This is a genomic window from Pseudomonas fluorescens (assembly GCF_900215245.1).
GTDB classification, from domain to species: domain Bacteria; phylum Pseudomonadota; class Gammaproteobacteria; order Pseudomonadales; family Pseudomonadaceae; genus Aquipseudomonas; species Aquipseudomonas fluorescens.
The window spans coordinates 5588232-5609355 of record NZ_LT907842.1; the positions used below are offsets into that span (position 1 = coordinate 5588232).

19 protein-coding genes are annotated in these 21124 nt (G+C 58.4%); 9 read left to right on the forward strand and 10 right to left on the reverse strand.

All coding sequences use genetic code 11. From position 1 onward, the window contains the following. Window positions 1–55: 55 nt before the first annotated feature. Window positions 56–1162, reverse strand: a complete 1107-nt coding sequence (locus CPH89_RS25740; RefSeq protein ID WP_053255978.1) for a sugar diacid recognition domain-containing protein — start codon at window positions 1160–1162, stop codon at window positions 56–58. A gap of 161 nt (window positions 1163–1323) precedes the next feature. Here CPH89_RS25740 and CPH89_RS25745 point away from each other — a divergent pair, with 161 nt between their 5' ends. After that, window positions 1324–2634 carry an MFS transporter gene (locus CPH89_RS25745; RefSeq protein WP_053255977.1) on the forward strand — a complete coding sequence of 437 codons (1311 nt, stop codon included), beginning with the start codon at window positions 1324–1326 and terminating at the stop codon, window positions 2632–2634. Window positions 2635–2778: 144 nt separating this feature from the next. On the opposite strand, the gene CPH89_RS25750 is transcribed toward CPH89_RS25745, so the two are convergent. Further along, window positions 2779–3483, reverse strand: a complete 705-nt coding sequence (locus tag CPH89_RS25750) for an SDR family oxidoreductase (RefSeq protein ID WP_053255976.1) — start codon at window positions 3481–3483, stop codon at window positions 2779–2781. Between the two features lie 101 nt (window positions 3484–3584). Between CPH89_RS25750 and CPH89_RS25755 the strand changes: the two genes are divergently transcribed. Continuing rightward, the gene (locus CPH89_RS25755; RefSeq protein WP_053255975.1) at window positions 3585–4487 is read left to right on the forward strand and encodes a LysR family transcriptional regulator; all 903 of its coding nucleotides are present in this window, start codon (window positions 3585–3587) and stop codon (window positions 4485–4487) included. Window positions 4488–4568: 81 nt separating this feature from the next. Continuing rightward, on the forward strand, window positions 4569–5576 hold the full coding sequence (locus CPH89_RS25760) for an aldo/keto reductase (RefSeq protein ID WP_053255974.1): 1008 nt from the start codon (window positions 4569–4571) through the stop codon (window positions 5574–5576). Window positions 5577–5624: 48 nt separating this feature from the next. On the opposite strand, the gene CPH89_RS25765 is transcribed toward CPH89_RS25760, so the two are convergent. Continuing rightward, entirely contained in the window at window positions 5625–6869 is a 1245-nt protein-coding gene (locus tag CPH89_RS25765; RefSeq protein WP_053255973.1) for a hypothetical protein, read from the reverse strand. Between the two features lie 328 nt (window positions 6870–7197). On the opposite strand from CPH89_RS25765, the gene rarD reads away from it, so the two are divergent. Beyond that, window positions 7198–8079, forward strand: coding sequence for an EamA family transporter RarD (rarD, locus tag CPH89_RS25770; RefSeq protein WP_053256505.1), 882 nt, complete (start codon window positions 7198–7200; stop codon window positions 8077–8079). Window positions 8080–8135: 56 nt separating this feature from the next. On the opposite strand, the gene hppD is transcribed toward rarD, so the two are convergent. Both hppD and CPH89_RS25780 read right to left on the reverse strand, forming a co-directional pair. After that, window positions 8136–9212 carry a 4-hydroxyphenylpyruvate dioxygenase gene (gene hppD, locus CPH89_RS25775; RefSeq protein ID WP_053255972.1) on the reverse strand — a complete coding sequence of 359 codons (1077 nt, stop codon included), beginning with the start codon at window positions 9210–9212 and terminating at the stop codon, window positions 8136–8138. Between the two features lie 247 nt (window positions 9213–9459). Continuing rightward, window positions 9460–10383 carry a DMT family transporter gene (locus CPH89_RS25780; RefSeq protein WP_053255971.1) on the reverse strand — a complete coding sequence of 308 codons (924 nt, stop codon included), beginning with the start codon at window positions 10381–10383 and terminating at the stop codon, window positions 9460–9462. A 77-nt stretch (window positions 10384–10460) separates the two neighbouring features. On the opposite strand from CPH89_RS25780, the gene CPH89_RS25785 reads away from it, so the two are divergent. The 3 genes from CPH89_RS25785 to CPH89_RS25795 all read left to right on the forward strand — a co-directional run bounded on the left by CPH89_RS25785 (window position 10461) and on the right by CPH89_RS25795 (window position 13671). After that, the gene (locus CPH89_RS25785; RefSeq protein ID WP_053255970.1) at window positions 10461–11372 is read left to right on the forward strand and encodes a LysR family transcriptional regulator; all 912 of its coding nucleotides are present in this window, start codon (window positions 10461–10463) and stop codon (window positions 11370–11372) included. A gap of 196 nt (window positions 11373–11568) precedes the next feature. Beyond that, complete coding sequence (locus CPH89_RS25790; RefSeq protein ID WP_053255969.1) at window positions 11569–13110, forward strand: EAL domain-containing protein; 1542 nt, start codon at window positions 11569–11571, stop codon at window positions 13108–13110. A 198-nt stretch (window positions 13111–13308) separates the two neighbouring features. After that, window positions 13309–13671, forward strand: coding sequence for a histone-like nucleoid-structuring protein, MvaT/MvaU family (locus CPH89_RS25795; protein ID WP_053255968.1), 363 nt, complete (start codon window positions 13309–13311; stop codon window positions 13669–13671). A gap of 110 nt (window positions 13672–13781) precedes the next feature. Here the strand turns inward: CPH89_RS25795 and CPH89_RS25800 are convergent, their stop codons facing one another. Next, window positions 13782–14330 (reverse strand): DUF4946 domain-containing protein, encoded by a 549-nt coding sequence (locus tag CPH89_RS25800; protein ID WP_053256504.1) that lies wholly within the window; start codon window positions 14328–14330, stop codon window positions 13782–13784. Window positions 14331–14527: 197 nt separating this feature from the next. On the opposite strand from CPH89_RS25800, the gene gloA reads away from it, so the two are divergent. Beyond that, complete coding sequence (gloA, locus tag CPH89_RS25805) at window positions 14528–15049, forward strand: lactoylglutathione lyase (RefSeq protein WP_053255967.1); 522 nt, start codon at window positions 14528–14530, stop codon at window positions 15047–15049. Window positions 15050–15157: 108 nt separating this feature from the next. Here gloA and ahpF read toward each other — a convergent pair whose 3' ends face one another. The 3 genes from ahpF to CPH89_RS25820 form a co-directional block, all read right to left on the reverse strand. Then, entirely contained in the window at window positions 15158–16723 is a 1566-nt protein-coding gene (gene ahpF, locus CPH89_RS25810; RefSeq protein WP_053255966.1) for an alkyl hydroperoxide reductase subunit F, read from the reverse strand. Window positions 16724–16853: 130 nt separating this feature from the next. Next, the gene (gene ahpC, locus CPH89_RS25815) at window positions 16854–17417 is read right to left on the reverse strand and encodes an alkyl hydroperoxide reductase subunit C (RefSeq protein ID WP_053255965.1); all 564 of its coding nucleotides are present in this window, start codon (window positions 17415–17417) and stop codon (window positions 16854–16856) included. 133 nt (window positions 17418–17550) lie between these two features. After that, entirely contained in the window at window positions 17551–18483 is a 933-nt protein-coding gene (locus tag CPH89_RS25820) for a site-specific integrase (RefSeq protein WP_053255964.1), read from the reverse strand. A 170-nt stretch (window positions 18484–18653) separates the two neighbouring features. On the opposite strand from CPH89_RS25820, the gene CPH89_RS25825 reads away from it, so the two are divergent. Then, the gene (locus CPH89_RS25825; protein ID WP_053255963.1) at window positions 18654–19661 is read left to right on the forward strand and encodes a DNA-binding protein; all 1008 of its coding nucleotides are present in this window, start codon (window positions 18654–18656) and stop codon (window positions 19659–19661) included. Here CPH89_RS25825 and gorA read toward each other — a convergent pair whose 3' ends face one another. Next, window positions 19662–21020 (reverse strand): glutathione-disulfide reductase, encoded by a 1359-nt coding sequence (gene gorA / locus CPH89_RS25830; RefSeq protein WP_053255962.1) that lies wholly within the window; start codon window positions 21018–21020, stop codon window positions 19662–19664. Window positions 21021–21124 lie beyond the last annotated feature (104 nt).

Below are 21124 nucleotides of genomic sequence, written 5' to 3' on the forward strand. Positions count from 1 at the left end.
GTTGGCTGCGGCAATGACGCCGGTCAGATGCACAAGGGTGAGCGAGGTTTGTTGTTCATTTCGACAAAACCTGGGGCAACAGCTGTACGCCAAGGTAAAGGGCAAGCATGCCATCGAGGGTCAGTGGGTCGACACCACTCAACTCGGCTATGCGCTCCATCCGATACCGCAGGCTGTTGCGGTGAATACCCAGCGCATCGGCACACGCCTGACTCTGGCCGTCGTGTTCGCACCAACTGCGCAAGGTCGTCAGCAACTGACCGTTGGCGTCCTTGGCCAGCACTTTGCGCAACGGGTTGAGCAGTTCGTCGAGGGCGTCTTCATTACGGTGTCGCCAGAGCATCACGGGCAGGCGATAACGGTTGAGCGTCAACAACCGGGAGTGCGGAAGAATGTCGCGACCATAGGCGAGCAAATCCCCCACGCGACGGTAACAACGGCGCAACCCCGCCAAACCATCGGCCTGCCCGCCCACGGCCACTCGCAGGATATTCCAGCCGAGGCCTTCGAGCTTCTCCAGCAAGCGCAGGTTATCCACGTGCACCGCTGCAGGTCGGCACCACAGCAGGGAAAACTGCGCGCAGCTCACGCACCAACTGTCCGGGTAGCGGCTGGTGAGCCAGGTGCTCAACGCGTCCGCCGATTGGCCCACGCCCAATTCGAACAAGTACGGTGTGCGCGTCATTTGCGGTTTGAGCCCCAGCTGTTGCGCTTCATCGACCAAGCGCGGCGAGTCGCCGGCGTCGGCCAGCAGCAACGCCAGCAGATCATCACAGCGCTGGCGCCGCCATTGCTGTTCGGCTTGTTGATGGCGATGGCTGACCAGCATTTCGGCGGTCATGCGCACCAACTCGGCGTAAGTACGCAGCAGCTCCGGCTCACCGGTAATGCCGAGCACGCCGATCAGCCGCTGGTCGTGCATCAGCGGCAGGTTGATGCCCGGTTGCACGCCCTTGAGGTGTTTGGCGGTCTGGCCGTCGATTTCCACCACGCGACCATTGGCCAGCACCAACTGCGCGCCTTCATGACGGGTGTTGATGCGCTCCGGCTCGCCGCTGCCGAGGATCAAGCCCTGGCTGTCCATGACGTTGACGTTGTAGGGCAGGATCGCCATGGTGCGATTGACGATATCCTGCGCCAGGTCATGATCCAGCTCGAACATGGGGCTAAGTTCCTTGAAAGGCAGGGTTGTTCATCGGCACAGCGCAAAGGCTGCTTGACTGTGCGCTGGCACAAAGACAGCGCCCCGGCCGGTGGCCGAGACTCTTTGGGCGATCAACGTTACCCTCGCATCGCGAAAAATCATAATAAAGAGAGACTGCCATGTCACAGAGCGCCGCTGCCACACTGGCCACCGATGACGATAAAAACGCCATCTACAAGCGCATTACCCTGCGCCTGATCCCCTTCATTTTTATCTGCTACCTGTTCAACTACCTTGACCGGGTGAACGTTGGCTTTGCCAAGTTGCAGATGCTCGACGCCTTGAAATTCAGTGAGACGGTGTACGGCCTCGGTGCCGGGATCTTCTTTATCGGCTACGTGTTGTGCGGCGTGCCAAGTAACCTGGCGCTGACCAAGTTCGGCCCGCGCCGCTGGATTGCGTTGATGATGATCGTGTGGGGCACCTTGTCCACCTGCCTGCTGTTCGTCACGACACCGACGCATTTCTACGCCCTGCGCTTATTGACCGGTGCGGCTGAAGCCGGCTTTTTCCCTGGCGTGGTGCTGTACCTCTCGCAGTGGTTCCCGACCTTTCGCCGTGGGCGGATCATGGCCTTGTTCATGTCGGCGATTCCGGTCTCCGGCTTGCTCGGCAGCCCATTCTCCGGCTGGATCCTCAACCACTTTGCTGCAGGCCAGGGTGGCCTGGCGGGCTGGCAGTGGATGTTCCTGCTGCAAGGGGTCCCGACGGTGATACTCGGCGCACTCGCGTACTTCCTGCTCAGCGACAGCTTTGCCAATGCCCGGTGGCTCACCGCCCATGAGCGTGCGGTACTGGAAGCCGATCAGGCGACAGACTTGGCCAACAAGCCGAAAACTGCCACCGATTCGCTCGGCGCCGTGTTCAAGAACCCGGCCATCTGGGCGTTCGGCCTGATCTATTTCTGCATCCAGAGCGGCGTGTACGCGATCAACTTCTGGCTGCCGTCGATCATCAAGAACCTGGGTTTCAGCGATAACCTGGTGATTGGCTGGCTGAGTGCGATTCCGTATCTGCTGGCCGCGGTGTTCATGCTGCTGGTGGGCCGCTCCGCCGACCTGCGCAAGGAGCGTCGCTGGCATTTGGTGGTGCCGATGTTGATGGGCGCGATCGGCCTGGTGATCGCGGTGAATTTCGCCACCACCCCGGCAATTGCGATTCTCGGCCTGACCATCGCCACCATGGGCGCCCTCACCGGTCTGCCAATGTTCTGGCCGGTGCCAACCGCCCTGCTCAGCGCGGGCGCGGCGGCAGGCGGTTTGGCGTTGATCAACTCCATGGGCCAGATGGCCGGCTTCCTCAGCCCCTACATCGTAGGGTTTGTGAAGGAAGCCACCGGGTCCACGGACATCGCGTTGTACCTGCTGGCGGCGGTGATTGTCGCCGGCAGCGTGCTGGCATTGCGCATGACGCGGACCTTGAAAGTCTGAGGACAACACCGCCAACCTGAGCGGTGCGCCTTGCCATCGAGCCACCCCCTCAGGCCGGCTGCTGGGCCGCCGTGCGCGGCCCTTTGATCGTTTTGGTGTTGATCTCAGCCGCCACGGCGGATAAACCGCGCATGTCTGCTGTGTTTACAGCAATCCCCCGCCATCGATATCCAGCACGGCACCGGTCATAAATCCATTCTCCATGGCCAGCACATACCCCGCCGCAACTTCCTCAGCCTGGCCGACTCGCCCCACCGGCAAGCCCCCGCCAGCCTTGGCGAACATCGCCAACCGTTGCTCCTCTGCCAGGCCTGCATAAGCCGGCGTATCAATCACACCCGGGCTGATCACATTGACCCGACGTGGCGCCAACTCTTTTGCCAGTTGCTTGCCCAGCGCCTCGGTCGCTGCGTTGATACCGGTCTTGATCAACTGGCCGGGCGCCAGTTTGCGGCCCAGTTGGCCCGAGGTCAGGCTGATGCTGCCGTGCTCAGCCAAAAACGGCAGTGCCTGTTGGATTGCCCGCAGCGCGCCCCAGAGTTTTACATTGAAGTTGTCCTGGGCTTCGGACAGGTCGGTTTCACTGAGGTTTTTGGCGCGCACCGACGGCCCGGCGGTAAAGACCAGATGATCAACGTGTCCGACCGATTCGAACAACCGCTGCAGGGAGACGCTGTCGGTGACGTCGACCGGCTCGCTGCGCACACCGTTGTCGACACTCGCGGTCAACCGGCGCCCGGCCAGCACCACCTGGGCGCCACGTGCTACGGCGGCCTTGGCCACTGCTGCGCCGATACCGCTGCTGCCGCCAATCACGATGATGGTTTTACCGTTGAGGGAGGATGTCATGAGGTTGATACCTGAGTGAGAAAGTGAGCGTTGATCTTCTCAGCTTGGCAATCGGCGAAAAATCCCGGTAAAACGACAAGATCTTTAAAGGATTTTTACAAATGAGCTCAACCCTGGACCTTGAAGTGTTTGTGCGCACCGCTGACACAGGCAGCCTCTCGGCAGCCGCGCGTAGCCTTAACCTCACGCCGGCAGCGGCCAGTATCGCCCTCAAACGCCTGGAAACCCGGCTGGGCATCCGCCTGCTCGCCCGTTCCACCCGCAGCATGCGCCTGACCGAAGAAGGCCGGCGTTATCTGGACAGCGTACGCATAGCGCTGGAAGCCTTGTCCGAGGGCGAGCAGGCGATCAAACAACAAGGCCAAAGCCTCAGCGGCCTGTTGCAGTTGGCCGCCCCCTCGGATTTCGGGCGCAATGTGCTGCTGGGTTGGCTGGATGAATTCAAACTCGAGCACCCGAACATCCGCCTGCAGTTGCTGCTTAACGACAGCAACGCCGATCTGTTCCGCGACACCGTCGACATCGCCTTGCGCTTTGGGGTGCCACGCGACTCCAGCCTGGTGGCATTGCCCGTCGTGCCCGGCCATCAGCGCATGCCTTGCGCGAGCCCTGACTACCTCGCGCGTCACGGCACACCGCGTACGCCTGCCGACTTGGCGCAGCACAGTACGTTGCGCTACATGCGTCGCGGGCAGCCAAATAACACCTGGTACTTTCGCCAAGGGGCACAGCTTCAGGCAGTTGAAGTGAGCGGGGATTACCTCAGCGACGATGGCGAAATTGTTCGCCGCTGGGCCTTGGCCGGCCACGGGATTGCGTATAAGGCCAACCTGGATATCGCCCGGGATATCAAGGCCGGGCGCCTGGTGCCGCTGCTGCCCGATTGGCAAGGTGAGCCCACCCCTTTCAACCTGATGTGCCCTCACCGCCTGCAAGTGTCGGAACGGGTCAAAGTGCTGCACCGCTTTGTACAGGAACGCTGTCAGACCTTGCTGAACACATGAAGAACGCCGCGCAGGGGTTGTTCCAGAGCCCTTGAGTCTGGTATTGCATCACTCACGTTTCCCAGCCATGAGGATCTTTGAATGATTTATCGCACATTGGGCCAGTCCGGGTTGAAGGTCAGCGCACTGACCCTGGGCACCATGATGTTTGGCGAACAGACCAGTACCGAAGACGCGCTGCGCATCATCGACAAGGCCTGGGACCAGGGCATCAACTTTATCGACACTGCCGACGTTTACACCGGCGGGCGCTCCGAGGAAATCGTCGGTGAAGCCATCGCCCGCCATCGTTCGGATTGGGTGGTGGCGTCGAAAGTCGGCATCGGCCCGTTGGACGGTTTACCCAACCGCAATGGCTTGAGCCGCAAGCGCATGTTCAACGCCCTCGAAGCCAGCCTCACCCGCCTCGACACCGACTACCTGGACATCTATTACCTGCACCGCGAAGACCACGACACGCCGCTGGAAGTCACGGTGTCAGCAATAGGCGACCTGATCCGCCAAGGCAAGATTCGTTACTGGGGCCTGTCCAACTACCGGGGTTGGCGCATCGCTGAAGTGATTCGCGTGGCCGAGCGTTTGGGCGTAGACAAGCCGATCATCAGCCAGCCGTTGTACAACATCGTCAATCGTCAGGCCGAGATCGAGCAAATCACCGCCGCAGCCGCCTATGGCCTGGGCGTGGTGCCTTACAGCCCGCTGGCGCGTGGTGTGCTCAGTGGCAAATACGCTCCGGATGTAACGCCCGAAGCCGGCAGCCGCGCAGCACGTCAGGACAAACGCATTCTGGAAACCGAATGGCGGGTTGAGTCGCTACGTATCGCCCAGCAGATTCAGCAATACACCCAAGGGCGTGGCGTGGGGATCGTCGAGTTTGCGATTGCCTGGGTACTGAACAACTCGGCGGTCAGTTCGGCGATCGTCGGGCCGCGTACCGAGGCCCAGTGGGATGCGTACACCGGGGCGCTGGATGTGAAGATCAACGCTGAAGATGAGGCGTTTATTGACTCGCTGGTGACACCGGGGCATTCGTCTACACCGGGGTTCAATGATGTAGGCCATTTTGTGTCGGGGCGGATTAGCCGATAACAACAGCCGCCGACACTCTCCAGTGTGGGCGGTGTTTTCGTTGCAGGCTTAGGGTTTTATTTCTACTTTAACGTCTAACCCATGGGCAGCCTCTCTGATGTCCTGTTCTGTCAAAGGCACTTGTTTTAATATCTTCGCGATCACGGCGGCGACAGTCCTGTAGGTGCCATAGCCAGGCACAAAGCCTTGAGCGGTAGTGGCGAACACTGTAAGCGCCTGGTCCATTTCACTTTTTGGCAGACCGAACACCTTACCGATATCATTATTTTTATTTAAAAACAGCAACACTGCATTGACTGGATTATCCAGGCCCTGCTGAACAGTGTCGGCAGTGGCTTTATCTACACCCAGCATTTGCAAAAAAGCAGACACGCCGGTAAATGGTTTTTCGAGAAAATTGGCAACGACATTGATCACAGCACTCAGGTCACCACGCTCCCTGAAAACGAGCGCCCTGAATTGTGCCAATGTTATTGGCACAAGCGGCAATTGACTGTGAGCACCATTTTTGAGGAAGTAAAAATTACCTCTATTGCCAGAACCCAGCAAGTTACCGTGGTAGTCGTACCGATAGACCACTTTCTCGCCATCGGGTCGTACACCACTGAAGGTAGGCTTGCCTGCATCAATCGACTCGAGTTGCTGATTAACAAGGCCATTCACAAAAATACACTGGGTGGGATTTGCGCTGAATTGATTCAGGTGTTCAAACACATTCCCAATGATCTGTTTCCCTGGGCCCATCAGCACCTTGGGGGCGCTGCCTTCAGGCGCGCAGGCCAGTGCCTGCACGGCGGCACTGACCGGTGCAGATTCTGCTTTATCTCCAAAGTGGGCAAGAAAGGCGTTAAACGTTTCAGGCTTTTTGGGTAAATCTTTCAAAAAATTATCTATTTCCCGATAACTTTTAAATTCATGATTTGACTTAAAGTCTTTCTGCTGCATCCACAGTACGAAGTTAACTTTGCCTGGCACGATAGGTTCGCGCTTGACCATGAACATATCCTTGGCCTGATGACGCCCCACATTAAACGTGTAAACCGTTACGTGGGGCTGCTTCGCGGCATCTGGCAATACCAGCGCATCAAGCAATTCTTTGCCGCCCGGCGTCAGTACGCCGCGTTCTGTATCGCTTGCCAACGATGCGGAGAATTCTCTATAAATATTAAGCTTTTTCCAGGCCGGTATATCATCCTTGGGAAATGCGTGGCTTTCGCCAAATCGACCGATAATGCCAGGCAGGCCGCTGAAAGAAGCTGGTGAGGAGCCATAATAGGGTGAGATACCGCGCATGCCGTCTACTCTCTATCAAAAGTCTAAACCATTAATTTGCTGAGCGGTTTTCCACGCGCACCGTCGTAACAGGTGCGGTGACTGAAACTCAGGAAGTTGCCATTAATCCGTTGGGGTCGAGCGGTTTCCATGGCTCGCCTAAATGCAGCAGCGCTTTAGGCAAGAGAACGTTCAGCCAGGCTAACTAAACGTTGTAAAACCTATGTGATATCTGCGTAGGAGTTTGTTCCATTAAATCGGCTTAATCGTCGTGACAAACAATGTCATGCACCCTATATTCCCCCCAGATTTCCTGTCTTTTGTATCCATGGGTTTTGGCGAGGACGCTGTGTCTAAAGGTGTTGTGTTATCGGTATCGGCCTCGGTGTTATTTGCCGTGATGTATTACTTCACTTCGTTGCTCACGCCATTGAGCGGCCTGGAGATTTTCGGTTGGCGCATGTTGCTGACCATGCCCTGCATGACCGTGTTCATGATCGTCAGTGGCGAATGGCGGCGCGTGTGGGAGCTGGTGCACAGGTTGGTGGCCAAGCCGAGGCTGATCGGCGGCGTGCTCGTGTCATCGGCCTTGCTGGGTTTGCAATTGTGGTTGTTTATGTGGGCGCCGCTTAACGGGCGCAGCCTGGATGTGTCGGTGGGGTATTTCCTGCTGCCGCTGACCATGGTGCTGACCGGGCGCCTGGTGTACGGCGAACAACTGTCGCGCCTGCAACAGATCGCGGTTTTTTTCGCCGCGCTCGGGGTGCTGAACGAGTTGTACCAGGCCGGTGGTTTTTCCTGGGCGACGCTGGTGGTGATCATCGGTTACCCGATCTATTTTGTGGTGCGCAAATACCTCACCACCGACCACCTGGGCGGGCTATGGCTGGATATGGCGCTGATGCTGCCCGTGGCCTGGTGGTTTGTGCAGCACGGCGAACAAGGTTTTGCGGTGATGGACATTCATCCCAAGCTGTATGCGTTGATTCCGCTGCTGGGGGTCATCAGTGCCTCGGCGTTGGTGAGCTATATCGTTGCCAGCCGCTTGTTACCCTTCAGCCTGTTCGGGCTGCTCAGCTATGTAGAGCCTGTGTTGCTGCTGGTGGTGGCGTTGATCTTGGGAGAAAGCATCAAGGGCGGCCAATGGCTGACTTACATCCCGATCTGGCTGGCGGTGATGGTGCTCGTGTATGAGGGGTTCAAACACCTGGTACGCCAGCGCAGAGCGTAATTGGCAGGCAATAAAAAGCCCGCCCGAGGGTTAACCTCGGGCGGGCTTTTTTACGCTTAGTCGGCGGTCAGGACGCCACGACGCACCTGGTCACGCTCGATCGACTCGAACAGTGCCTTGAAGTTACCCTCGCCGAACCCATCATCGCCCTTGCGCTGGATGAATTCGAAGAACACCGGGCCCATCAGGGTTTCCGAGAAAATCTGCAGCAGCAGACGCTTGTCGCCTTCAATCGAGGAGCCGTCGAGCAGAATGCCGCGTGCTTGCAGTTGGTCCACCGGCTCACCGTGATTCGGCAGGCGGCCTTCAAGCATTTCGTAGTACGTGTCCGGCGGCGCCGTCATGAAGCGCATGCCGATTTTCTTCAGCGCGTCCCAGGTCTTGATCAGGTCGTCGGTGAGGAACGCCACGTGCTGGATGCCCTCCCCATTGAACTGCATCAGGAACTCTTCGATCTGGCCGGCGCCCTTGGAGGACTCCTCGTTCAGCGGGATGCGGATCATGCCATCCGGGGCGCTCATGGCCTTGGAGGTCAGGCCGGTGTATTCACCCTTGATGTCGAAGTAACGCGCTTCACGGAAGTTGAACAGTTTCTCGTAGAAGTTGGCCCAGTAGACCATGCGCCCGCGATAGACGTTATGGGTCAGGTGGTCGATAACCTTGAGGCCGGCGCCCACCGGGTTGCGGTCGACGCCTTCGAGGAACACGAAGTCGATGTCATAGATCGAACTGCCCTCACCGAAACGGTCGATCAGATACAGCGGCGCGCCGCCGATGCCCTTGATCGCCGGCAGGTTCAGTTCCATCGGCCCGGTTTCGATGTGAATAGGCTGGGCGCCCAGCTCCAGCGCACGGTTATAGGCCTGTTGCGAGTCTTTGACCCGGAACGCCATGCCGCACACCGACGGGCCGTGCTCGGCCGCAAAGTAAGACGCGAGGCTGTTGGGCTCGTTGTTGAGGATCAGGTTGATCTCGCCCTGGCGGAACAGGTCGACGTTCTTGGAGCGGTGGGTGGCGACTTTGGTAAAGCCCATGATCTCGAAGATCGGCTCCAGGGTGCCCGGGGTTGGCGATGCGAATTCGATAAATTCAAAGCCCATCAGGCCCATTGGGTTTTCGTATTGGTCGGCCATTTTCGGCGCCTCATTCTTGTAGTGAACACACAAATAGTCAGTTGCGAGCAAGGATGAGGTGGGAGGGAGGCGCACAAGAGAGGCCCCGCACGCTGCGTGCGAGGAAGTCACCAAAGATCAGGGGGGAGCCGAGTAGCTTCATGGTTACATCAGTCTCTGACAGCCGAGGCTTGCGTGAGCGCAAGTCCATATTCTTGTATGCGTAAATCGATTCTACACAGCGTAACAGTATTTGTCCGCACTCTTATCAAATCCCCATTGGCTTGGCCTGCGCAAGGGGTTTGTTGCACAGGTATATGCCGCACAGGATCACCGCGCCGCCCAGCCCCATGGCCACGGTCAATTGTTCGCCCAGCAGTAATGCGCCGCAAATCACGGCTGTCAGAGGGTTCAGCGCAATAAACACCCCGGCACGGGTCGCGCCGATGCGCCGAATGCCGTCGTAATAGCCGATGTACGCCAGGGCTGATCCCAGCACGCCCAGGTACAACAAACTCAAGACCTGCGGCAGTTGCAGGCTGCCGAGCCCGGCGACAGTGAAACGCCCCATAACCAGGCTGAGGAGCGTCAGCATCAAGGTGCCCAGCAGCACTGACCAGGTGACGGTTTGCAACGGACCGAGGCTGCGATTCAGCTCACGGGAAAACAGCGAGTAGATCCCCCACCCCACGACGCAACCAATAATCAGCCCGTCGCCGCGCCAGTTGCTCGCGGTACTGTGCAGCACCTGCGGGTTGCGACTGACGATCACCACGGCCGCGCCCGCCAGGCATAAGGCGATGCCCGCAACTTTGCCGGCACTCAGGCGCTCTTTGAAGAGCCACCATCCGGCCAGGCCGATCACTGCCGGATTCAACGCCACGATCAACGACGCGCGCGAGGCGTTGACGTAATGCAGGCCATAGAAAAAACACAGGTTATAAAAAAAGATGCCAAAAAAACCCAGCACGAACAGCCGCACCAGTTGCCGAGCACTGGGTCGCGCCAGAGGGACCCGCGCGCACAGCATAAACAGCAACAGTGCCAGGCTGGCCAGGATAAACCGCAGGCTGGCGGCCAGTAACGGGTCGACCCGATCAGCCAGGTAGCGCCCGGCGACAAACGTGCCGCCCCATAGCATGGTAACGGCGGCAAGTTTCAGATAGGTCAGTCGATCGGACACGGGTTGCATGAGGATTTGCTCGGGGCACTGAAGGATTGGCGTATTCTTCGACTAATGATCGGTAATCGTAAAATGAGCCTTTACTCATGACCCTAACCCAGTTGGAAATCTTTTCGTTAGTCGCCGAACTGCAAGGTTTTACCAGTGCGGCTCACCGCCTGGGCATCAGTCAATCGGCGGTGTCGCATGCAATCAAAGCCCTGGAACAAGAGCTGGGCGTGGAATTGTTCCGGCGCCACCAGTCGTTGGTGGAACTGAGCGATATCGGCGCGCAATTACTCGGGCGCGCCCGCGCGATGCTCGGCCTGGCCAATACCTTGCAACAGGAAGCGGCCGACGCCCGTGGAATGAAACGCGGCACGCTGCGGATTGGGTCGTTCGGGCCGACGGCATCAATCCGTCTGCTGCCGACCCTCCTGCAGCAGTTTCGACAGGCTTATCCGGGTATCGAAGTGCACGTGGACGAAGGGCCCGACCGACAGGTTATCCAGTGGCTGGATGAGCGACGCATCGATGTCGGGTTCGTGGTGCTGGATCACGAACGCTTCGACACCGTGGCCTTGTTCGAGGACCAACTGGTGGCACTGCTGCCCGCTGCTCATCCACTGGCCGCCAACGCGGCGCTGCCCCTGGCAGCGCTGTGTGATGACCCGTTTATTCTCACCGAGGCCGGCTCCTCGGAACTGGTGATGCGCTTGTTCAGCGAGGCACGGTTAAGGCCTAAAGTGCGTTATCGCTGCGCCCAGCTGCTCAGCACCCTGGACGCCGTCAGCCGTGGTGATGGGTTGAGTATCGTCGCGCAAGCGTCGCTACCGGAACGCGTCGACCCGCGCTACGCTGCGCGGCCGTTGACGCCGGCGGTGCCACGCCGGATCGGCCTGGCCGTGCTTGACCGTCGCCAATCCTCGCCGGCCACCCTGGCATTTATCGCGCTGGCGCAAAAGTGCACCGCCCCCGGACTTATCGCACTGAACGATACCCCGTCAACGCTGGCTTGAACGGCTGAGAGCGACAGAAGAAAGCATTGTTGGTGGCGCGCCTACTGTTCGCAGCGATGTTTATCGTCCCAGGATGAGAGACTCGCCACAACTGACCCAGAGGCCCGGGGCATGGGCTTTAAACAACCGAGCGCCCCAGCGCAATGCCATCTATCATCGGCATACCTCCCTGTGTTTATCGTTATTGGCTGCCCCTATGCCCCTCACCGCCAAAGGCCCAAGAAGCCGAACTGCACGCGCCCTTATCAGCGGCATCTGTGGCGTGCTCCCGGTTTTACTCGGGGTTGCGATTCTTTATTGGCAAGCCGAACGTACGCTTGAACAAAGCACGGAGCAAACCGCCCACGAAGCCGTTCGCCAATTCGACTTGATGCTCGACAACACGGCCCTCGCCGCCCGGGCCTTGCTGCCGCTGGCCGGCCAACCTTGTGACAACGGCACGCAACTGGCGCTGCGTGAGCAGGTGACGCGTCGGCCCTTTGTGCGAGCGACGACCCTGTCCTGGCAGAAAAACATCTATTGCAGCTCGTTGTTCGGCGGGACTTACCAGTCAGCGGTCAACCCGGACGATTACGTTGATGGCGTGCTGTGGTTGATGAACGGCAACCCGGTGACGCCGGACACCGCACTGTTGGTTTACCGCCTGGTCGACGGCGACAAAGCTGCATTTGCCTCTGTCGACGGCTACCACCTGACCAACGCCTTGCGCCTGATCAGCCGCTACACGTACCTGATCCTGCAAGTCGGCCCCAACTGGCTGGATGCCGACGGCAAAGTCCACAACACAGCGGTGCCGGAGTTTGCCGTGGCCCATCATCACCTGGCCTCTGAGCGATATCACTACAGTGTCGACGCAGGCATGCCCGACGGTGAGGTCTGGCGTTATATGGAAGCGCGTTACCCGGCACTGTTCAGCCTGCTGGTGTTCTTTGGCGTACTGGCGGGCATGCTCGCGCACTGGCTGCAAAAGCGCTCGTCCGCCCCCACCCACGAGCTGCAGCGCGCCTTGGGTGCCAACGAGTTCATTCCCTATTTCCAACCCGTGGTACGCGGCGATACCCATGAATGGGCCGGCTGTGAAGTGTTGATGCGCTGGCAACACCCGAAGGAAGGGTTGGTGCGCCCCGACCTGTTTATCCCGCTGGCCGAGCACTCCGGCCTGATCGTGCCGATGACCCGCTCACTGCTGCGCCAGACCGCCGCGCAACTGGCCCCGCACGCCGCGCGCTTCAGCCCGGGCTTTCATGTCGGCGTGAACATCACGGCGCACCACTGCCTGGATCTGGACCTGGTCCAGGACTGTCGGGAGTTTCTCGCCGCCTTTGCCCAAGGCCAAGTGACCCTCGTGTTGGAGCTGACCGAGCGCGACCTGATCCAGCCTACCGACATCACCCGCCGCTTGTTCGACGCCCTGCATCAACTGGGGGTGATGATCGCGATTGATGACTTTGGCACCGGCCACTCGAGCCTGGCTTACTTGCGTAACTTCAACGTCGACTACTTGAAAATCGATCAAAGCTTTGTCGCCATGATTGGCGCTGATGCACTCTCCAGGCATATTCTTGACAGCATCATCGAACTCTCCGGCAAGCTGGACCTGGGTATTGTCGCTGAGGGTGTGGAAACCACGGAGCAGTGCGAATACCTCGCGGCACAAGGTGTGGATTTCCTGCAGGGTTACCTGTTCGGCCGACCGTTACCCTGTGAAGAGTTCATTAAGTCGCTGGCCAGCCATTGAATAGCCATCTACTGCGCTCAATGAAATAATCTTATTTAAGCAACGACGTGATTTACTCGTGCGACATTAACTACTACAATTTTTCCTGCCTGTGCTGAACTCGCAGAAAGGCCTCTTTCTTTGAGTCACCTTAAGCTCTTGGCTTACTAGCTTTGTCTGCAGTTGATATCAGCCAACTACACTATTGGAGTACAGATTTTGTCCAGACTCGCCGAATTTCGCGCAGCAGAAAAAGCCCTTCAAGAACAGCTTGCCCAGCTGGAATCACTGAAGAACGACGCCGGCCTGAAAAAAGAAATCGAATTTGAAGAAAAGCTGCAGGGCTTGATGAAGCACTACGGCAAAGGCCTGCGCGACATCATCTCGATCCTTGATCCGAACCCTGGCAAAGCCGGTGCTGCCGTGACCGCACCCAAACAGCGCCGCGCACGCGTGGTCAAGGTCTACCATAACCCGCATACCGGCGAGCTGATCGAGACCAAAGGCGGCAACCACCGCGGCCTGAAAGCCTGGAAAGAACAGTATGGCGCCGCCACTGTAGATTCCTGGCTTCGCGGCTGATCGACAACGTCTGGCAAAAAGCCCCGCATTGGCGGGGCTTTTTGTTGGCGGGTTCAAAAACGAATCCAACTAACCGTTCACTTTGTTCAAAATCGATCAAAATGGATTGTTCAAAGTTTCAGACTGTCGCGCACCGAACTCACTTCGCCCCGGCTGGCCTCATAGGCTTCGGCTTGCCCCGCGTATGAAAAAACATACGCTTTATCGGTATCAACCGCGCCCACCAATGTTTGTGACAATACGTGTCGCCCGTTCTCGGTAATCACGCAAGTAGTTTCCATCGCGTCAAGACCACTCAATGTGGTTGGGTGCATTTTGCTGCACACGCTTTGATAACCACTGCGGGCAAATTCTTTCTGGATGGATTTACGCATATCCAGCAACACACCCTGAAGATTAACTTTATGCCCGGCCTCAATCGGTGTGCCGGTCAACTCCATGACCATCAAGGTATTGCCATTTTCATCATTCTTGATCGCGCGTTGCCGAGACACCGCCTGAGGGGTTGCCGGTGCCGCGTCGTCGGGCACCACCTCCTCGACTTGCCAGCCGCTGGGCCAATGAATTTCCGGGTCTGCCGCTTGCACGAACGAACTGCCCAACAGTGGACCAAACAGCACACACAACGCACTTAACAGCGGTTTACGGAATTCAATCATTACGAAAAACACCCAAGGTTCAAGCGCCAAAGTTTGACGCCCGACACCCGCAAGTCGCAAGCGCTGTGTGACCTTTTCATTTGGCGCAGCAGGCAGGCCTTGCGTATCATGGCGCGGCTGCATGGATGCTTGCCGCAAGCCAAGGGAACGCTACTCTCACTTCAAGCCGAGCTTGCCCGATTTTTTCTGGAGGGCCCATGAGCCTGCACGATCTGAACACTTTCCCGGGCGTCACCGCCCAACCCGACACCGCGACCACCCACTTCGTGTTCAACCACACCATGCTGCGGGTCAAAGACATCACCAAGTCGCTGGATTTCTATACCCGCGTCCTGGGTTTTTCCCTGGTTGAAAAGCGCGACTTCCCGGAAGCCGAATTCAGCCTGTACTTCCTGGCCCTGGTGGACAAAGCCCAGATCCCGGCAGACGCCGCTGAACGTACCCAGTGGATGAAGTCGATCCCGGGCATTCTGGAACTGACCCACAACCACGGCACTGAAAACGATGCCGATTTTGCCTACCACAATGGCAACACCGACCCTCGCGGCTTTGGCCATATCTGCATTTCGGTGCCGGATATCGTGGCGGCCTGCGAGCGCTTCGAAGCCTTGGGTTGCGATTTCCAGAAACGTTTGACCGATGGCCGCATGAAAAGCCTGGCATTCATCAAGGACCCTGACGCGTACTGGGTTGAGATTATTCAGCCGGCGCCGATGTAAATCGCCGATAGGGGCGTGCGCAGTGTCACTGGATGCCTGCCCACGCAACGCGCAAGCACGAAAAAACCCCATGATCACTCATGGGGTTTTTTATTGGCCGGTGCGGTTTTATGCCGGCGCGGAGGTTCGGATCAAGTGATCGAATGCACTCAGGGAAGCCTTGGCACCCTCGCCTACCGCAATCACGATCTGCTTGTACGGCACAGTGGTGACGTCGCCGGCAGCGAACACCCCTGGCAGGGACGTTTCGCCACGGGCATCAACAATGATCTCGCCACGAGGCGTCAGCTCCACAGTGCCTTTGAGCCAGTCAGTGTTGGGCAGCAAACCGATCTGCACGAAGATGCCTTCCAGGTCGATGGTGTGGAACTCACCGCTGTCGCGATCCTTGTAGGCCAGGCCCGTGACTTTCTGACCATCGCCTTTGACTTCGCTGGTCAGCGCGCTGGTAATCACGTCAACGTTCGACAGGCTGTAGAGCTTGCGCTGCAACACCGCATCGGCGCGTAACTTGCTGTCAAATTCGAGCAACGTTACGTGGCTGACGATACCGGCCAGGTCGATGGCCGCTTCAACGCCAGAGTTACCACCGCCAATCACCGCTACACGCTTGCCTTTGAACAACGGACCATCGCAGTGCGGGCAGAAGCACACGCCTTTGGCTTTGTATTCTTGCTCGCCCGGTACACCCATTTCACGCCAGCGGGCGCCGGTGGCCAGGATCACGGTCTTGGACTTGAGGGTCGCACCGCTTTCAAAGCGAATCTCGTGCAAGTCACCGGCATTTTTCGCGGGGATCAAGCTGCTGGCACGTTGCAAGTTCATGATGTCCACGTCGTACTGACGCACATGCGCTTCAAGGGCGCTGGCCAGTTTCGGCCCTTCGGTCTCTTGCACAGAGATGAAGTTTTCGATGGACATGGTGTCCAGCACCTGGCCGCCAAAGCGCTCAGCTGCCACACCGGTGCGGATACCTTTACGCGCCGCGTAGATGGCCGCCGACGAACCGGCCGGGCCACCGCCGACGACCAGCACATCAAAGGCGTCTTTGGCGCTGATTTTCTCGGCGGCTTTTTCGATGCCGCTGGTGTCGAGTTTAGCGAGGATTTCTTCCAGGCCCATGCGGCCCTGGCCGAAGTTCACCCCGTTGAGGTAAACACTGGGCACTGCCATGACCTGGCGCTCATCGACTTCAGCCTGGAACAGCGCACCGTCGATAGCGACGTGGCGGATGTTCGGGTTAAGCACCGCCATCAGGTTCAACGCCTGGACCACGTCCGGGCAGTTCTGGCACGACAACGAGAAGTAAGTCTCGAAGCTGAACTGGCCTTTTAAAGCGCGAATCTGTTCAATCACTTCGACACTGGCCTTCGATGGGTGGCCACCCACTTGCAGCAGGGCCAGCACCAACGAAGTGAATTCATGGCCCATAGGGATGCCGGCGAAACGCAGGCTGATATCGGCACCCGGGCGGTTGATGGAGAACGATGGCTTGCGCGCATCATCGCCATCGGTTTTCAGGGTAATCAGCGTGGTGAGGCTGGTTACGTCCTGCAAAAGAGCAAGCATTTCCTGGGATTTCGCGCCGTCGTCGAGGGAGGCGACGATCTCGATCGGCTGGGTGACCCGTTCCAGGTATGACTTCAACTGAGCTTTAAGATTGGCGTCCAACATACGGGCGATTTCCTATTAATTCGGTTTATTGCAGACAAAAAAACGCCCGAGCGAATCTCGCCCGGGCGTTTTGAGGGCGGTGCAGCTTACTTAAGGTGCGGCAGAGCCCGCCCTGAGGTCGTTCACAGGTTTAGATCTTGCCGACCAGGTCCAGGGACGGAGCCAGGGTAGCCTCGCCTTCTTTCCACTTGGCTGGGCACACTTCACCTGGGTGAGCAGCAACATACTGAGCAGCCTTGATTTTGCGCAGCAGTTCGGATGCATCGCGACCCACGCCACCATCGTTCAGCTCAACGATTTTGATCTTGCCTTCTGGGTCAATCACGAAGGTGCCGCGGTCAGCCAGACCGGCTTCTTCGATCAGTACGTCGAAGTTGCGGGAAATGGTCAGGGTTGGGTCGCCGATCATGGTGTACTGGATTTTGCCGATGGCTGGCGAAGTGTTGTGCCAGGCAGCGTGAGCAAAGTGAGTGTCGGTGGAGACGCTGTAGATTTCGACGCCCAGTTTCTGGAATTCGGCGTAGTTGTCAGCCAGGTCTTCCAGCTCGGTTGGGCATACGAAGGTAAAGTCAGCCGGGTAGAAGAACACGACAGACCATTTGCCTTTCAGGTCAGCATCCGACACGTCGACGAAGTTGCCGTTTTTGTAGGCGGTAGCTTTGAACGGTTTTACTTGGCTGTTGATGATAGGCATCGATGACTCTCCGTCAGGGGTTAGTAAGTTGATGAGATGAATCCTACCCACTCTTTCCGACGATGGCTCATTGGCAAACCTGATGCTGACGATTGGTTTTCGCTATCAAGTGGCGCTATTAATAGAAGAAATCTCAAATCAGCGGTTGGGTGGCCAAGGTCATGCCAAGAAAGGGCGTCGCTTCAACATAGCGCATGGCGGATTTCATGTCGCTCCAGCCGACGTAGCTCATCAACGACTTCAAGTCCCAGCCGCTGCGGTGGGCCCAGGTGGCAAAGCCTCGACGCAGTGAGTGGCTGGTGTATTGATCGGCCGCGATACCGGCGCGTTCCAAGGCCTGGCGCAGCAACGGGATGACACTGTTGGGGTGCAACCCCTCCTCGCCCAAATTGCCCCAGCGGTCGACTCCGCGAAATACCGGGCCGCGCACCAGCGCCGACGCGCTGAGCCATTCGCTATAGGCCTGCACCGGGCACAACCGCAGCAACGCCGGGGTCTGGTAGGTCTTGCCGAGGTTGTCGCGGTCACTTTTGCTGCGCGGCAGATACAGGCTGATGCCGGCGCCCGGTATGGCCTGCACATGCTCGATAGCCAGGCGGCACAGTTCATCACTGCGAAACCCGCGCCAGAAGCCCAGCAGGATCAATGCCGTGTCGCGCTTGGCGCGCAGCAATCGCGACGGGTCCTGATCAGTCCGCGCCTGAATCGCCTCTGCCTCAAGGCAGGCGACCACCTGTTCAAGGTGCTTGAGTTGCAGCGGCTCGGCCTGTTTCTCCTGCGCCGGGTGCACCGCACGAATGCCCTTGAGCACCTTGCGCACCACCGGCGCCTTGGTCGGGTCAGGGAAACCCTGGCTGGTGTGCCACTGCGCCAATGCCGAGAGCCGCAGCTTCAAGGTGTTGACCGCCAGCACCCTGGCGTGTGCCACCAGATAACGCGCCACGCTGTCGCTGGTCGCGGGCAGGAACCCACCCCAACTCACTTCAAAGTGCTCAATGGCCGCGCGATAGCTACGCCGCGTGTTATCGCGGGTGGCGGCATTGAGATAACGCTCCAGATCGCTCATGAAAACCCTATGCGTACTGCTGACGGGTGAATTGACGCTCAATACCGCTATGACACGGGATAATACGCCAATATCCCATCTGTTGAATCATGAATTTAAACGAGATTTTATTCGTGTTACAGTATGTATCTACATAATACGTACCACAGTACTAAATCGACGGAGACTCCATGGCTCGCGGCGGCATAAACAAAGCAGTAGTTCAAACGGCACGCCTGGCGATCCTTGCCCGCGGCGAGAACCCGAGCATCGACGCAGTCCGCATCGAAATGGGCAATACCGGTTCAAAAACCACGATTCATCGTTATTTGAAGGAGTTGGACGAGAGCGAAACCCGGCTGACGATCACCGAGGCACCCATCGACGACGAGCTGGGTGAACTGGTTGCACGCCTGGCCCAACGCCTTAAAGAAAAGGCCCAGGAGCCGATTGACCTGGCGCTGGCGCAGTTCGAACAACAGAAAGCCGCCCTGCTCGCCCAGCTGCAAGCGCTTGAAGAGGCTCATAGCCAGCTCAGTCAGCAATGCGCTATCCAGGCCGCCGCCCTCGCAGAAGAAAGTGCCGCCCTGCAAACCGCGAGCACCAGCCTGCAAACCGAGCAAACCCGTAACGCCGGGCTCAGCCAGGCGTGCAGCGATTACGAATTACGCATCAACGACAAGGACGAACAAATTCGTTCGCTGGAAGAAAAACACCTGCACGCACGGGAAGCCCTCGAGCATTACCGCAATGCAATCAAGGAGCAGCGCGAGCAGGAACAGCGACGTCATGAAGGCCAGTTGCAGCAGGTCCAGGCGGAACTGCGCCAGGCCCAGCAAAGCGCCATGGTGCGCCAGGATGAAATCACCCAACTGCACCGTGACAATGAGCGACTGTTGATCGAGCACCGCGTCACGATCAAGGAGCTGGCCGCCCTGCAGGCGCAAACCCGCCAGGATCAGGCGGCGCAGCAAAAACTCAGCGAGCAGGTCAGCCTGATAGAAAGCGAGCGCACCCTGCTTCAGGAGCGCCTGCGGGTTGCCCTACTGGAGAGCCAGTCACGCCAGCAAGCGCTGAACGAACACCAGCTGGCGAACAAGAGCCTGGAACTGGACCTCATCAAGGCCCAGGCCAGTATCGAGGCATTGCGCCTGGCGGCCGTCGTTGCAACGACGCCAGAGGCAACGCCCGACACATGATCAGTCCGCCACAGGCGTGCGCATGGTGACGAACTCTTCCGCCGCCGTAGGATGCACGCCGATGGTTTCGTCGAAATGCTGCTTGGTCGCGCCCGCCTTGAGCGCGATCGCCAGCCCCTGAACGATCTCGCCGGCATCCGGCCCGACCATGTGGCAACCCAGGACTTTATCGGTGTCGGCATCGACTACCAGTTTCATCAGGGTTTTTTCCTGGCAATCGGTCAGCGTCAGCTTCATAGGCCGGAAGCGGCTTTCAAAGACCTGCACCTTGTGGCCGTGCTTCTTCGCGTCTTCTTCGCTCAAGCCGACGGTGCCGATGTTCGGCAGGCTGAACACCGCCGTCGGAATCATCGCGTAATCCACCGGGCGGTACTGTTCTGGCTTGAACAAACGACGGGCCACTGCCATGCCTTCAGCCAGGGCTACCGGCGTCAATTGCACACGACCAATGACGTCGCCAATGGCCAGGATCGACGGCTCAGCGGTCTGGTAAAGGTCATCCACCGTAACAAAGCCACGCTCGTCGAGGGTGACGCCGGTGTTCTCCAGCCCCAGGTTGTCGAGCATTGGGCGGCGACCGGTGGCGTAGAACACGCAATCGGCCTCCAGCACACGCCCATCTTTCAGGGTTGCCTTGAGGCTGCCGTCTGCTTGCTTGTCGATACGTTCGATATCGGCATTGAATTGCAGGTCCAGGCCGCGCTTGATCAACTCTTCCTTCAGGTGCGTACGCACCGAGCCATCAAAACCGCGCAGGAACAAATCGCCGCGATACAGTAGCGTCGTCTGTGCGCCCAAGCCGTGGAAAATACCCGCGAACTCAACCGCGATGTAACCACCGCCAACGACCAGCACGCGCCTGGGCAGTTCTTTCAGAAAGAACGCCTCATTGGAGCCAATGGCGTGCTCACGGCCCGGGATCTCCGGGATCTGCGGCCAACCACCGGTAGCGATCAAAATGTGCTTGGCGGTGTAACGCTCGCCATTGATTTCCACCTGGTGCGGGTCAACCAGCCGCGCATGCCCTTCATGCAGGGTCACGCCACTGTTAACCAGCAGGTTGCGGTAGATACCATTAAGGCGATTGATTTCACGGTCCTTGTTGGCGATCAAGGTCGCCCAATCAAAGTTCGCTGCGCCCAGGGACCAGCCAAAACCGCTGGCCTGCTCAAAGTCTTCGGCGAAATGCGCACCGTACACCAACAGCTTCTTCGGCACGCAGCCGACGTTAACGCACGTACCGCCCAGGTAGCGGCTTTCCGCCACAGCCACCTTGGCGCCAAACCCTGCGGCAAAGCGCGCCGCGCGAACACCGCCGGAACCGGCGCCAATTACATACAGATCAAAATCGTAGGCCATTTCACTCTCCTCGGCAGGGCATCAGCATACCGATTTAGATGGGGCTGAAAAACGAAAAAGCCACCCTAAGGTGGCTTTCTCTTAAAACAGGTCAGGCAACCGTG